This is a genomic window from Variovorax sp. ISS6, from assembly GCF_056523145.1.
Window position 1 is genome coordinate 5,476,487 of the sequence record NZ_JAWRZC010000001.1, and the last position, 13,182, is coordinate 5,489,668.

General features: G+C 70.0%; 11 protein-coding genes. 5 read left to right on the forward strand and 6 right to left on the reverse strand.

Features of this window, described 5'->3' with window-relative positions; all coding sequences use genetic code 11:
• Window positions 1-61: 61 nt before the first annotated feature.
• On the forward strand, window positions 62-1,030 hold the full coding sequence (locus tag AC1HIL_RS25310; RefSeq protein ID WP_057596858.1) for an alpha/beta hydrolase: 969 nt from the start codon (window positions 62-64) through the stop codon (window positions 1,028-1,030).
• A gap of 4 nt (window positions 1,031-1,034) precedes the next feature.
• Here the strand turns inward: AC1HIL_RS25310 and AC1HIL_RS25315 are convergent, their stop codons facing one another.
• From AC1HIL_RS25315 to AC1HIL_RS25325, 3 genes are read right to left on the reverse strand one after another with little or no spacing between them, the layout of a single operon-like run.
• Complete coding sequence (locus AC1HIL_RS25315; RefSeq protein WP_479670310.1) at window positions 1,035-3,281, reverse strand: xanthine dehydrogenase family protein molybdopterin-binding subunit; 2,247 nt, start codon at window positions 3,279-3,281, stop codon at window positions 1,035-1,037.
• A gap of 10 nt (window positions 3,282-3,291) precedes the next feature.
• On the reverse strand, window positions 3,292-3,765 hold the full coding sequence (locus tag AC1HIL_RS25320) for a (2Fe-2S)-binding protein (protein ID WP_479670311.1): 474 nt from the start codon (window positions 3,763-3,765) through the stop codon (window positions 3,292-3,294).
• 31 nt (window positions 3,766-3,796) lie between these two features.
• Window positions 3,797-4,138 carry a c-type cytochrome gene (locus AC1HIL_RS25325; RefSeq protein WP_057596846.1) on the reverse strand — a complete coding sequence of 114 codons (342 nt, stop codon included), beginning with the start codon at window positions 4,136-4,138 and terminating at the stop codon, window positions 3,797-3,799.
• A 181-nt stretch (window positions 4,139-4,319) separates the two neighbouring features.
• Here AC1HIL_RS25325 and AC1HIL_RS25330 point away from each other — a divergent pair, with 181 nt between their 5' ends.
• From AC1HIL_RS25330 to AC1HIL_RS25345, 4 genes are all read left to right on the forward strand, one after another.
• Window positions 4,320-5,237: an AraC family transcriptional regulator gene (locus tag AC1HIL_RS25330; protein ID WP_082321742.1), complete on the forward strand. Its 918-nt coding sequence runs from the start codon at window positions 4,320-4,322 to the stop codon at window positions 5,235-5,237.
• A 175-nt stretch (window positions 5,238-5,412) separates the two neighbouring features.
• Entirely contained in the window at window positions 5,413-6,387 is a 975-nt protein-coding gene (miaA, locus tag AC1HIL_RS25335; RefSeq protein WP_479670312.1) for a tRNA (adenosine(37)-N6)-dimethylallyltransferase MiaA, read from the forward strand.
• Window positions 6,384-7,037: an ABC transporter ATP-binding protein gene (locus tag AC1HIL_RS25340; protein WP_296739884.1), complete on the forward strand. Its 654-nt coding sequence runs from the start codon at window positions 6,384-6,386 to the stop codon at window positions 7,035-7,037. Before miaA ends, AC1HIL_RS25340 begins: the two co-directional genes overlap by 4 nt.
• A 3-nt stretch (window positions 7,038-7,040) precedes the next feature.
• On the forward strand, window positions 7,041-7,760 hold the full coding sequence (locus AC1HIL_RS25345; RefSeq protein ID WP_479670313.1) for a hypothetical protein: 720 nt from the start codon (window positions 7,041-7,043) through the stop codon (window positions 7,758-7,760).
• Here the strand turns inward: AC1HIL_RS25345 and AC1HIL_RS25350 are convergent.
• From AC1HIL_RS25350 to AC1HIL_RS25360, 3 genes are all read right to left on the reverse strand, one after another.
• The gene (locus AC1HIL_RS25350; protein ID WP_479670314.1) at window positions 7,757-8,722 is read right to left on the reverse strand and encodes a threo-3-hydroxy-L-aspartate ammonia-lyase; all 966 of its coding nucleotides are present in this window, start codon (window positions 8,720-8,722) and stop codon (window positions 7,757-7,759) included. The two genes, AC1HIL_RS25345 and AC1HIL_RS25350, sit on opposite strands and share 4 nt — an antisense overlap.
• A gap of 121 nt (window positions 8,723-8,843) precedes the next feature.
• Window positions 8,844-11,918: an efflux RND transporter permease subunit gene (locus AC1HIL_RS25355; RefSeq protein ID WP_479670315.1), complete on the reverse strand. Its 3,075-nt coding sequence runs from the start codon at window positions 11,916-11,918 to the stop codon at window positions 8,844-8,846.
• 10 nt (window positions 11,919-11,928) lie between these two features.
• On the reverse strand, window positions 11,929-13,122 hold the full coding sequence (locus tag AC1HIL_RS25360; RefSeq protein ID WP_479670316.1) for an efflux RND transporter periplasmic adaptor subunit: 1,194 nt from the start codon (window positions 13,120-13,122) through the stop codon (window positions 11,929-11,931).
• Between the last annotated feature and the right edge of the window lie 60 nt (window positions 13,123-13,182).

Genomic DNA, 13,182 nt, shown 5'->3' on the forward strand with positions numbered 1-13,182 from the left:
GCGTGTTTCGGCAGCAGGCAGATGAACTTTTTCGCCGGCATCGCTGTCCCTCACTCCCATGATGAAACGCTGGACCCTCCTCGCGTCAGTCCTTTCGCTTTGCGCCATTCTTGCCGCCGGCTGCTCGACCTTCGACGAGCAGCAGCGCGAATGGATCTTCCAGCCCAGCGACCGCAGCTGGGGCAACACCGCCACCATGGCCCAGGGCATGCAGGACGTGTGGATCGACTTCCAGTCCTCCATCACGGGCGAGCCCGCGCGCCTGCACGGCCTGTGGCTCGGCGGCGAGCCCGAGACCACCGAGACCCCGGTGCTGCTGTACCTGCACGGCGCGCGCTACAACGTGGCGGGCTCGGCCCCGCGCATCCAGCGCATGCACGAACTCGGTTTCTCGGTGCTGGCCATCGACTACCGCGGCTTCGGCAAGAGCTCCAAGGGCCTGCCCTCGGAGGAATCGGCGCGCGAGGATGCCCGCGCCGCCTGGACCTGGCTGGCCGCGCGCCATCCGCGCCAGCACCGCTACATCTTCGGCCACTCGCTGGGCGGCGCCATCGGCATCGACCTGGCCGCGCGCGTGAACGACGAGAGCGGCACCATCGTCGAGAGCACCTTCACCTCGATCGCCGACGTGGTCGGCAGCTTCAAGTGGGGCTGGCTGCCCTTCCGTCCCTTCATCACCCAGCGCTTCGAGGCGATCGACAAGGTCAAGGACATCGGCGCGCCGCTGCTGGTGGTGCACGGCACCGCCGACAGCCTGATCAACCCGACGCTGGGCCGCAAGCTCTACGACGCGGCCACCGTGCCCAAGCTGTTCGTGCTGGTGGAAGGCGGCTCGCACCACAACACCAACTCGGTCGGCGAGGCCCAGTACCGCGCGGCGCTCACGCAGCTGTTCCGCATGAAGCCCGACAACATGGTGGCACGCAACCAGCCCAAGCTGTCGCCGCCCTCGCCGGCGCTGCCGCCCGCGGTGTCGCCGCAGGACGTGCGCGGCCAGGCGCGCGAGAACAGCGCGCCCGCCGCGATCTAGGACCTCAGGCCAGCTCGAACGGCAGCCGCCGCAGCGGCTTGCCCGTCAACTGCGCCACGGCATTGGCGAACGCGGGCGCCAGCGGCGGCAGGCCCGGCTCCCCCATCCCCTTGGGCGCATCGGCGCTCGGCACGATGTGGATGTCGAACTCCGGCACCTGCGTGATGCGCGCCACCGTGAAGTCGCCGAAGTTGCCCTGCTGCACCACGCCGTCCTTCAAGGTGATCGCGCTGCCCGGCAGGCAGGTCGACAGCCCCATCACCGCCGCGCCCTGCACCTGTGCTTCCACGCTGCGCGGATTGACGGCCAGGTTGCAGTGCACGCCGCTGGTCACGCGGTGCAGCACCGGCTGGCCGTCCTTGACCGAGGCTTCCACCACGTAGGCCACCACCGATTCGAAGGACTCGTGCACCGCCACGCCCCAGGCACGGCCGTCCGCGAGCTTCTTCTTGCCGTAGCCGCTCTTGTCGACGGCCAGCTGCAGCGCGGCGCGATGGCGCGGATGCTTGTCGCCGAACAGCTGCATGCGATAGGCCACCGGGTCCTGCTTGGTGCTGCGCGCGATCTCGTCGATCAGCGTCTCCATCACGAAGGCGGTGTGGGTCGAACCCACGCTGCGCCACCACAGCACCGGCACGTTGAGCTGCGGATGGTGCACCGTCAGGCGCATCGGCAGCGGATAGGGATCGCGCATGCCCTCGACCGCCGTGGCGTCGATGCCGTCCTTCACCATGGCGCCCGCGAACACCGTGCCCGCGGTGATGGACTGGCCCACGATGACATGGTCCCAGGCCAGGATGCGACCGCGCTCGTCGAAGCCGATGCGCGCGCGATGCAGGTGCATCGGCCGGTAGTAGCCGCCCTTGATGTCGTCCTCGCGGCTCCACAGCAGCCGCACCGGCACGTCGAGGCCGGCGGCGCGCGTGGCCTTGGCGATCTCGCAGGCCTCGACCACGAAGTCGCTGGTGCTCACGAAGCGGCGGCCGAAGCCGCCGCCCGCCATCTGCACGTTGACCTTCACCTGCGCGGGCTCGAGCTTCAGCGCGCGCGCCGCGGCGATGCCGTCGAGGTCGGCGGACTGGGTACCGACCCACAGCTCGGCGCGTCCGTCCGACAGCTTCACGGTGCAGTTCAGCGGCTCCATCGGCGCGTGCGCCAGGTAGGGAAACACGAACTCGGCCTCGAGCTTGCGCGGCGCGCTGGCCAGCGGCGCCATGTCGGCGTCGAACTTGCGGTTGCCGGGACGGCCGGCCAGTTCGCGGTACTGGGCCAGCTGCTTGTCGGAATCGACCTTCTCGACGGCGGCCGTGTCCCACTGCAGCTTGAGCGCGTCGCGGCCCAGCTTGGCGGGCCAGTAGCCGTCGGCCACCACGGCCACGCCCTCGGCGCCGCGGTCCAGCGGAATGCGCACGACGGCCTTCACGCCCTTGACGGCACGCGCGGCGCTGTCGTCCACCGACGCCAGGCGGGCGCCGAACACCGGCGGATGGGCCACCACCGCCGTGAGCTGGCCCGGGTGCTTGACGTCGATGCCGAAGTCCTGCCGGCCGCTGCTCTTGGCGGCCGCGTCGAGGCGCTGGGTCGGGCGGCCGATGATGCGGAAGTCCTTCGGATCCTTGAGCACCACCTTCTCGGGCACCGGCAGCGCCATCGCCGCCTCGGCCAGCTCGCCGTAGCTCGCCTTGCGCCCGCCCGGGCCGAGCACCGTGCCGGCCTGCGTGCGCAAGGTGGAGGCATCGACCTTCCAGCGCGCCGCCGCGGCCGACAGCAGCATGGCGCGGGCGCGGGCGCCGAGCTCGCGGTACTGCACGAAGCTGTTCTTGATGGTGTTCGAGCCGCCGGTCAGGTGCATGCCGAAGAAGGGGTCGGCATAGGCGGCGTCGTTGGTGCCGCTGCGGCTGCGCACCAGGGCCCAGTCGGCGTCGAGCTCCTCGGCCAGGATCATCGGCAGGCCGGTCTGCACGCCCTGGCCGAACTCGAGCCGGTTGATGGTCACCATGACCTCGCCGTTGGGCGCGATCTGCACGAAGGCCAGCGGCTGTTGCGTCGGCTTGAGGCCGCCGGCCGCCGGGGCCGCGCCGCCGGCCTGCGCCAGGGCCAGGTGCGGGAAGGTGCCGAGCGCGAAACCGCTCGCGCCGACGATCTTGAGGAAGCTGCGCCGCGGCAGCGCGGCGGGCTCGTCGGCCGCGGGGCGGGCCATCAGGCGTTGCAGCGAACGCGGCAGGTCGTGGTAGTCGATGTGGGGCAGCATGGCTTTTCCTTCAGGCGAGGTTGCGGGCTGCATCGGCCACGGCCGCGCGGATGCGCGCATAGGTGCCGCATCGACAGATGTTGCCGGCCATGGCCGAGTCGATCTCGTCGGCGCTGGGCTGCTTGCCCGCGGGCAGCGACTGCAGGAAGGCGGTCGCGCTCATGATCTGGCCGCTCTGGCAGTAGCCGCACTGCGCGACGTCGTGCCGCACCCAGGCGGCGTGCACGGCCGCGCCGACGCGGTCGCTGCCGTCGGTCATGCGTTCGATGGTGGTGATCTTCTTGCCCTCGGCGGCGGCGATCGGCGTGATGCACGAGCGGATCGCCTGGCCGTCGAGGTGCACGGTGCAGGCGCCGCACAGCGCGGCGCCGCAGCCGAACTTGGTGCCGGTCATGCCCAGCGTGTCGCGCAGGGCCCAGAGGATGGGCGTGCCGAGGTCGGCATCGACCGTGTGGTCACGGCCATTGACGTGGAGCGCTGTCATTGCTTCTTTCTCCGTGGGGGGTGGATGGAATTCACTTGGCGCCGTCGAGCAGCCATTGCGCGAGCGCCTGCAGGTCGGCGTCGGGCACCTGGGCCTGCGGCGGCATCGGCATCGGGCCCCATTTGCCCGAGCTGCCGGCCTTGATGCTGGCGGCGAGCTGCGCGGCCGTGCCCTTGCCGTCGCCGTACTTCGCGCCGATGTCCTTCCAGGACGGGCCCACCACCTTGGTGGCGGGCTGGTGGCAGGCGACGCAGGCGTACTTCTGGGCCAGCGCGAGGCTGGCGTCGGCCTGGCGCGGCCACAGGGTGCCCGCGCCGAGGCCCAGGGCCAGCGCGAGCGAGGCGGTGACGGAAGCGATCTTTTCTGTGTTCATCGTGGAAATCGTGGGGAAGGAGAGTTGCCTGATTCGACGGCGAGTGTGGGGCGTAGCCCGGCCGCGCGTTTGCCTGATTCGCTCGCGTTCTTGCCTGAAACACCGAGACTGCGGCGGAAATGCGCGCCGCGCGAACGCCCCGGGCTAGACTTTTCGCGACCTGTACTTCGAAAGGATCCAGATGGACCTCGCCGAGCCCGCGCGGCTGGATTCCCCGGCCGTGCTCGACGACCTGCAGCGCGCCGTCGCGCGCACCGCGCAGGCCGACGGCGACTACCTCACGGCCATTCCCGCGCTCTCGCTGCACCGCCGCAGCGCGATGACCGCGCCGCTGCACTGCCTCTACGGTTTCGGCCTCGGCATCACGGTCAGCGGGCAGAAACGCGTGGCGCTCGGCGACGAGGTGTTCGACTATGCCGCGGGCCAGTCGCTGCTGACCACGGCCGACCTGCCCGTGGTCTCGCACATCACCCGCGCCAGCGCGGCGCAGCCCTTCGTCGGCCTGGCGTTGCAGCTCGATCCGCGCGCGATCGTGCAACTGGCCGCCGAGATGGCGCTGCCCCCGCCGCCCCGGGACGGTAACCAGCGCGCCATGTCGCTCGGCGACCTCGACCCCACGCTGCTCGGCGCCGTGACGCGGCTGGTCGACCTGCTCGCCGAGCCGCGGCTGATCCCGCAGCTCGCGCCGCTGCTGCAGCGCGAGATCATGGTGCGGCTGCTCGCGGGCCGCCACGGCCCGCAGCTGCAGCGCCTGGTGGCGATCGGCTCGCCGAGCCAGCAGGTGGCGCAGAGCATGGCCTGGCTCAAGCTCAACTTCACGCGCAACGTGCTGGCCGACGAACTGGCGGCCTCCGCGAACATGAGCCCCTCGACCTTCCGCCAGCATTTCCGCGCCGTGGCGGGCATGAGCCCGATGCAGTACCTCAAGCAGCTGCGGCTGCAGGAAGCGCGGCAGTTGATGCTGAACCAGGGCATCGACGCCGGCACCGCGGGCGTGCGCGTGGGCTACGAGAGCGCCTCGCAGTTCAGCCGCGAGTACGCACGGCTGTTCGGGGCGCCGCCGCTGCGCGACATACGGCGCATGCGCGAGACGAGTTGAGATAGACACAACAGCCGGACGCAGAGGACGCGAAGGTCTCGCGAAGAGCGCGAAAGAGAAAATCAAGAAAATCTCCTTGCATTCCTTTTGCGTCCTTTGCGAGACCTTCGCGTCCTCTGCGTCCGGAAGTCCGTTCCCGTCTTCGTCCCCTCCATTTGCTACGCTCGACCCCTTCATGGGTCCCTATTCCTCTCCCCCCGATCCCCCGCGCTTCATCGCGCTCGCCGGCCCCACCGCCTCTGGCAAGACCGCCGTCGCTTTAGCACTCGCACGCGAGCATCCGGTGGAGATCGTCAGCGTCGATTCGGCGCTGGTCTACCGCGGCATGGACATCGGCACCGCCAAGCCCAGCGCCGACGAGCTGCGCGCGGTGCCGCACCACCTGATCGACATCCTCGATGCGCGCGAGAGCTACAGCGCCGCGGCCTTCGTGGCCGATGCGGCGCGGCTGATCGACGAGATCCGCGCGCGCGGCGCGATGCCGCTGCTGGTGGGTGGCACGATGCTGTATTTCAAGGCGCTGTTCGACGGCATCGACGCGATGCCCGCGGCCGATGCCGCGGTGCGCGCGCGCATCGATGCCGAGGCCGCCGAACTCGGCTGGCCCGCGATGCATGCGCGGCTCGCGCAGGTCGATCCGGTCACGGCCGCGCGGCTCGCGCCGCAGGACAGCCAGCGCATCCAGCGCGCGCTCGAGGTGTACGAGAGCAGCGGCCAGCCGCTGTCGCACTTCCATGGCAGCGACAGCAAGTCCACGCGCGGCGTCGAGGGCGGCCGGCTGTTCTCGCTCGAGCCCGCCGACCGCGCCTGGCTGCATGCGCGCATCGCGCAGCGCTTCGACGCCATGCTGGCCGCGGGCTTCCTCGACGAGGTGCGTGCGCTGCGCGCGCGCGGCGACCTCTCGCCCGAGCTGCCCTCGATGCGCTGCGTCGGTTACCGGCAGGCCTGGGAGACCCTCGACGCCGCCGACCCGCCCGATGCCGCCGCCCTGCAGGACCTGCGCGACCGCGGCATCGCCGCCACGCGCCAGCTCGCCAAGCGCCAGGTCACCTGGCTGCGCGGCATGCCCCACCGCACCGTGATCGCCTGCGACACGCCCGACGCGCTGCCGTCGGCGGTGCGCCTCATCGCGCCCACGCTCCTCCCATGACCCTGCGCATCTCCGACCTGGGCAAGCACTACGGCCAGGCGCCGGTGTTCGAACACGTCAGCCTCGCGATCGAGCCCGGCGAGTTCGTCGCCATCGTCGGCGAATCGGGCGTCGGCAAGTCCACGCTGCTCAACTGCATGGCCGGCCTCGACCGCTGGGACACCGGCAGCGTGGTGCACGACGGCACCGACATCGGCGCGCTCGACGCCGAGGCCTGCGCGCTCTGGCGCCGGCGCCACGTGGGCTTCGTGTTCCAGGCCTTCCACGTACTGCCGCACCTCGACGTGGCGCAGAACGTCGCGCTGCCGCTGATGCTGCTCGGCGAGCGCCGCGACGAGGCGCGCATCGCGCGCATGCTCGAGGCCGTGGGCCTGCCGGGCATGGGCGCGCGGCTGCCGCAGACGCTCTCGGGCGGCCAGCTGCAGCGCGTGGCGATCGCGCGCGCGCTGGTGCACCGGCCCGCGCTGCTGCTGGCCGACGAACCCACGGGCAACCTCGATCCCTCGACCGCCGCCAAGGTCATGGACCTGCTGATCGCGCAGACGCGCGAGCATGGCGCCTCGCTGGTGCTGGTCACGCATTCGGAGAGCGCGGCCGCGCGCGCCGACCGGCTGCTGCACCTCACGGCCGCGGGCATCCGCGTCGGCTGAACGGTGCGCGCGCCCTGGCCGCTGGCCGCGATCGCGGCGATCTACGTCGCCACCGAGCTGTGGCAGGTGGCCATGCGGCCCAGTTCGATGATCGGCATCCGGCTGGCCGTCTATGCGCTGGTGTTCCTGGCCGCGCTGCACGGCAGCCGCGCGGCGGCCTGGCTCTGGGGCGCGATCAGCGCGGTCGCGGCCGTCGCCAGCGCCTTCGCGCTCTGGACCTTGATTTCCACGCGCAACGCCAACGGCGTGGGCCCGGCGACGATCGCCTTCATCGGCTTCCAGGCCGTCTTCTACGCGGTGGGCACGGCCTACATCTTCGGCAGCCGCTCGCTGCGCGCGTTCCAGCGGGCACGCGGCGCGCTGCGCGGCAAAGGGCCCGCCGCCCCGTCGCAATCGCCCTACGACGGCGCGCGCATCGCGCTCGGCAGCGATGCGCTGATGCTGGTGCGCCAGGGCAACGTGCAGACCCGTGTCGAGCTCGCGGCCATCGATGCGATCGCGGTGCGCTCGCAGACCATGGCCGAGGGCCTGCCGCGCGTGTGGATCGAGCCCTGCGCGCAGCGCGACGGCACGCAGCCGCTGATGGCGGTCACCACGCTGGCCGGCGGCTTCGCGCGCTTCGAGGCCTGGCTGTTCGAACTACCGGGCTTCGATGCGCCGGCCTACCGGCAGTTGCTCGAATGCGGCGAGAACGCGCGCCGCGTCGTCTGGCAACGACCCTAGGCGGTGCCGCCGAGCAGCGCCGCGTAGCGCCCCAGGTCCACGTTGCCGCCGCTGATCAGCACGCCCACGCGCTGGCCGGCGATCAGCGGACCCGCCGCGCAGGCGGCCGCGAACGCGAGGCAGCCCGTGGGCTCGACCACCATCTTCATGCGCTCGGCGAAGAAGCGCATCGCCTCCACGAGCTGCGCATCGCTGACCGTGAAGATGTCGTCGACGTCGCGCCGGATGATGCCGAAGGTGTACTCGCCCAGGTGCTGGGTCTGCGCGCCGTCGGCGATGGTCTTGGGCGTGTCGATGTGCACGATGCGACCCGCGCGGAACGACTGCTGGCCGTCGTTGCCGGCCTCGGGCTCGACGCCGTAGACCTTGCAGCCGGGCGCCAGCGCGCGCGCCGACAGCGCCGAGCCCGACAGCAGCCCGCCGCCGCCGAGGCAGACGAACAGGTGGTCGAGCGGGCCGGTCTCCTCGATCAGTTCCTTCACGGCCGTGCCCTGGCCGCTGAGCACGTCGGGATGGTCGTAGGGCGGGATCAGCGTCATGCCGCGCTCGGTGGCGAGCCGGCGCGTCAGCGCCTCGCGGTCCTCGGTGAAGCGGTCGTACTGCACCACCTCGGCGCCATAGCCGCGCGTGGCCGCGAGCTTGGCGGCCGGCGCGTCCTTGGGCATCACGATCACCGCGGGCATCGACAACAGGCGCGCGGCGAGCGCGATCGCCTGCGCATGGTTGCCCGACGAGAAGGCGATCACGCCGCCCTTGCGCTGCTCGGCGTCGAACTTCGACAAGGCATTGAAGGCACCACGGAACTTGAACGCGCCCATGCGCTGGAAGTTCTCGCACTTGAAGAAGAACCGGGCGCCCCAGCGCGCATCGGCGGTGCTGGATCGCAGCACCGGCGTGCGGTGGGCATGGCCTTCGAGCCGCGCGGCCGCGGCGGTGACGTCGTCGTAGGTGGGGAGTTGCATGGGCCTAGTGTCGCGCAGTTGAAAGCGCGCGGGCAAGGCGGCGGACGCGAGGAGCCCCCCAAAAAAAGAAGCCCGCAGTCTTCGCGACCGCGGGCCCTTCATCCATCGCGTGGGTGCCGGCTCAGGCCTCGGGCGCCACCTGCTGCTGCGGCGCAACCGCGTCGGCCTGGCCGGTTTCTTCCTTCTGGTGCCGCGCCGCGATGAACAGGTACATCGCCGGCACCACGAACAGCGTGAACAGCGTGCCGATCGACAGCCCGCTGAAGATCACGATGCCCATCGCCTTGCGACCCGCCGCGCCGGCGCCCGAGGCGATCACCAGCGGGAGCACGCCGAACACCATGGCGGCCGTCGTCATCAGGATCGGGCGCAGCCGCGTGCCCGAGGCCTCGACGATGGCGTCGAGCTTGCTTAGGCCCTGCTTCTGCAGCCGGTTCGCCACCTCGACGATCAGGATGCCGTGCTTGCTGATGAGGCCCATCAGCGTCACCAGCCCGACCTGCGTGTAGATGTTCATCGAGGCGAAGCCCCAGAAGATGAAGATCATGGCGCCGAACAGGGCCAGCGGCACCGACACCAGGATCACGATCGGGTCGCGGAAGCTCTCGAACTGCGCCGCCAGCGCCAGGAACACGATGATCAGCGCGAACAGGAAGGTGATGGCGAAGTTGCCCGACTCCTGCACGAACTGGCGCGACTGGCCCGCGTAGTCGACCGTGTAGCCGCTGGGCGCGAGCTGCTGCACCACGCCGCGCAGGTACTCGAGCGTCTCGCCCTGCGTGCCGCTGGGCACGCCCTGGATCGTCACCGAGTTGAGCTGCTGGAAGTGGTTCACCGTCTCGGGCTGCACGCTGTACTTCAGGCTCGCGACCGTGCTGGCCGGCACCACGCCGTTGGGCGTCTTGATGTAGAAGTTCAGCACGTCCGAGGGGTTGAGCCGGTCCACCTGCTGCACCTGCGGGATCACCTTGTAGGAGCGGCCCGAAATCGAGAAGTAGTTGACGTAGCCGCCACCGAGCGCCGCGCCCAGCGCGTTGCCCACGTCCTGCTGCGTGATGCCGAGCGAGGCGATCTTGTCGCGGTCGACCACCACGGTGGCCTGCGGCAGGTCGATCTTGAGGTCGGCGTCGATGTAGTAGAACTTTCCGTCCGCGCGCGCCTTGTCCATGATCTGCTGCGCGAGCGTATTGAGGTTCTCGAACGGCTCGGTGGTCTTGATCACGAACTGCACCGGCAGCCCCGAGGCGCCCGGCAGCGCCGGGAACTGGAAGGCCACCACCTTGGCGCCCGCGATGCCGTTCCAGCGTTGCTGCAGGTCGGCCTGGATGTCGTGCGCGCTGCGCGTGCGCTGGTCCCAGGGCTTGAGCAGCACGCCGGCGATGCCGGCATTGGTGCTCGGCACGCCGGTCAGCTGGAACAGCTGCGCGTACTCGGGCGTGTCGTGCGCGACCTTGAAGATCTGGTCGGCATAGGTCTGCATCTGCGTGATGGTGGCCGTGGGCGCGCCCACCACCTGCGACAGCACGATGCCCTGGTCCTCCTCGGGTGCCAGCTCGGACTTCGACATCTTGAACATCACGAACAGGAGGCCGATGAGGATCACCCCCATCACGATCATCACCGGCCAGGTGCGCAGCACGCCACGCAGGATCAGCGCGTAGCGGTGGTGCACGCGCTCGAAGACGTGCTCGATCTTGGTCGCGAACTTGCCGCTGTCCTGCTCGGGCTTGAAGATGCGCGAGCACATCATCGGCGACAGCGTGAGCGCGACCACGCCCGACACCACCACGGCGCCCGCGAGCGTGAACGCGAACTCGGTGAACAGCGAGCCGGTCAGCCCGCCCTGGAAGCCGATGGGCACGTACACCGCCACCAGCACCACGGTCATCGCGAGAATGGGCCCGCCGAGCTCGCGCGCTGCGAGCAGCGCCGCCTGCATCGGCGACTTGCCCTCGCGCATGTGCCGGTCGACGTTCTCCACCACGATGATGGCGTCGTCCACCACCAGCCCGATCGCCAGCACCAGGGCCAGCAAGGTGAGCAGGTTGATCGAGTAGCCCAGCGCCAGCATCACGAAGAAGGTGCCGATCAGCGACAGCGGCATCGCGATCACCGGCACCAGCACCGCGCGCAGGCTGCCCAGGAAGAGATAGATCACCACCGTCACGATCAGCAGCGCCTCGACCAGCGTCTTGATCACCTCGCTGATCGAGGTGTTGATGAAGTCGGTCGAGTCGTAGACGATCTTGCCGGTCAGCCCGCTGGGCAGCTGGGCCTGCAGCTCGGGGAAAGTGGTGCGCACCTGCTTGGCCACGTCGAGGATGTTGGCCTCGGGCGCGACCTTGATGCCGATGAACACCGAGCGCACGCCGTTGAAGGCGACGTTGAAGTCGTAGTTCTCGGAGCCCAGCGTCACGTTGGCCACGTCCTGCAGCCGCACGATGGCGCCGTTGCTGCTCTTGATGGACAGCTGCTTGAACTCGTCCACGCTGTGCAGCGAGGTGCCCGCGGTGAGCGGCACGCTCACCATCTGGCCCTTGCTCTGGCCGACGGCGGCGAGGTAGTTGTTGGCGGCCAGCGCCGCGCTCACGTCGGTCGCCGTCACGCCGTAGGCGGCCATCTTCTGCGCATCGAGCCAGGCCCGCAGCGCGAAGGTGCGCGCACCGAGGATTTCGGCGGTCTGCACGCCCGGAATGGCATTGAGCTTGGGCTGCACCACGCGCACCAGGAAGTCGGTGACGTTGTTGTTGGGCAGCGTGTCGCTGTAGAAGCCGATGTACATGGCATCGGTGGTCTGGCCGGTGGCCACTGTCAGCACCGGCTGCTGCGCCTGCGGCGGCAGCTGGTTGCGCACCGAGTTGACCTGGGTGTTGATCTCGGTCAGCGCGCGGTTCGAGTCGTAGTTCAGCCGCAGGGTGGCGGTGATGGTCGACACGCCCAGGCTGCTCGAGGACGACAGGTAGTCGATGCCCTGGGCCTGCGACACGGCGGCCTCGAGCGGCTGCGTGATGAAGCCCGCGACCGTGGCGGCGTCGGCACCGTAGTAGGCGGTGCTGATGGTGACCACGCCGTTCTCGGTCTTCGGGTACTGGTTGACCGGCACGCCGGCCAGCGCGCGCAGCCCGAGCACCACGATCAGCAGGCTCACCACCATCGCCAGCACGGGCCGGCGGATGAAGATGTCGGTGAAGTTCATGCGGACGGCCTCACTTTTCCTGCGGCGTCGGGTTCGGGCTGTTGGCCGGCTGGACGCTGTTGTCGACCTTCACCGGCGTGCCGTTCTTCAGCTTGTTCTGCCCGCTGCTCACCACCACCTGGCCGGCCTCCAGGCCCTTGACGATGGCGATCTGGTCGCCGCGCGTCGGGCCCGTCTCGACGAAGACCTGCTGCGCGACCAGCTGGTCGCCGCTCGGCGCGTTGGCATTGGCCGCCGGCGCAGCCGGCGCGGCGCCCGATGCGCCGGCCGCGGGCGCGGTCGCGGCCTTGAAGGCATCGGCCGTCTTCACCACGAACACGGTCGAGCCGTAGGGGTTGTAGGTGACGGCGGTGGACGGCAGCGTGAGCTGTTCGCGCGCGCCGCCGATGTCGATCTTCACGGTCGCGAACATGCCCGGCAGCAGTTGCTGCTTCGGGTTCGAGACGGTGGCCTGCACCTGCACGTTGCGCGTGGCGGCGTCCACCTTGGGGCTGATCGCATTGATCTTTCCGCTGAAGGCCTGGCCGGCGAAGGCATCGACCGCGAGGTTCACCGCCTGGCCGACCGCGAGCCCCGCGAGCTGCTGCTGCGGCAGCGTGAAGTCGACATAGATCGGGTCCAGCGTCTGCAAGGTGACCAGCTTGTCGCCCGCGTTCACGTACTGGCCCGGATTCAGCGCGCTGATGCCCAGGCGGCCCGCGAACGGCGCGCGGATCGACTTCTTCGCCACCAGCGCGGCCTGCTGCTCGACCTGCGCGCGCTTGGCCTTGAGGTCGTTGGTGTCGGCATCGATCTGCGCCTGGCTCACGGCCTGCACCGCGAGCTGCGCCTGGTCGCGCTTGAGCACGGTGGCGGCCTGCGCGGCGGCGGCCTCGGCCGCGTGCAGCTGGGCGATGTCGGAGTCGGCGTTGAGCTCGACCAGCAGCGCGCCGGCCTTCACGTCCTGCCCGGACTTGAAATGCACCTGGCGCACCAGCCCGGCCACCTCGGTGCCGAGGTCGGCGCCGCGCACCGGGTTCAGCGTGCCGACCGCGGAGAACTGGGACTGCCACTGCAGCTTCTGCACCTCGACCGTCGACACGGTCTGCGGGCCCGGCTTGGGCACGGCGGCAATCAATGCGCGGATCTGCAGGAACTTGCCGAGCGCCAGCGCGGCAACGACCAGCAGCACGCAGCCGATCATGATGATCATTCTCCGGGTCATGGGTAGGCTTCTCTTCGAGTTATGGATGAAGGGATGGGGTGCCGCGGCATGAGGTTTTCA

Coding starts and splice junctions, on each gene's coding strand:
- AC1HIL_RS25310 (WP_057596858.1), top strand. CDS start 62: ATGAAACGCTGGACCCTCCTCGCGTCAGTCCTTTCGCTTTGCGCCATT.
- AC1HIL_RS25315 (WP_479670310.1), bottom strand. CDS start 3,281: ATGCTGCCCCACATCGACTACCACGACCTGCCGCGTTCGCTGCAACGC.
- AC1HIL_RS25320 (WP_479670311.1), bottom strand. CDS start 3,765: ATGACAGCGCTCCACGTCAATGGCCGTGACCACACGGTCGATGCCGAC.
- AC1HIL_RS25325 (WP_057596846.1), bottom strand. CDS start 4,138: ATGAACACAGAAAAGATCGCTTCCGTCACCGCCTCGCTCGCGCTGGCC.
- AC1HIL_RS25330 (WP_082321742.1), top strand. CDS start 4,320: ATGGACCTCGCCGAGCCCGCGCGGCTGGATTCCCCGGCCGTGCTCGAC.
- miaA (WP_479670312.1), top strand. CDS start 5,413: ATGGGTCCCTATTCCTCTCCCCCCGATCCCCCGCGCTTCATCGCGCTC.
- AC1HIL_RS25340 (WP_296739884.1), top strand. CDS start 6,384: ATGACCCTGCGCATCTCCGACCTGGGCAAGCACTACGGCCAGGCGCCG.
- AC1HIL_RS25350 (WP_479670314.1), bottom strand. CDS start 8,722: ATGCAACTCCCCACCTACGACGACGTCACCGCCGCGGCCGCGCGGCTC.
- AC1HIL_RS25355 (WP_479670315.1), bottom strand. CDS start 11,918: ATGAACTTCACCGACATCTTCATCCGCCGGCCCGTGCTGGCGATGGTG.
- AC1HIL_RS25360 (WP_479670316.1), bottom strand. CDS start 13,122: ATGACCCGGAGAATGATCATCATGATCGGCTGCGTGCTGCTGGTCGTT.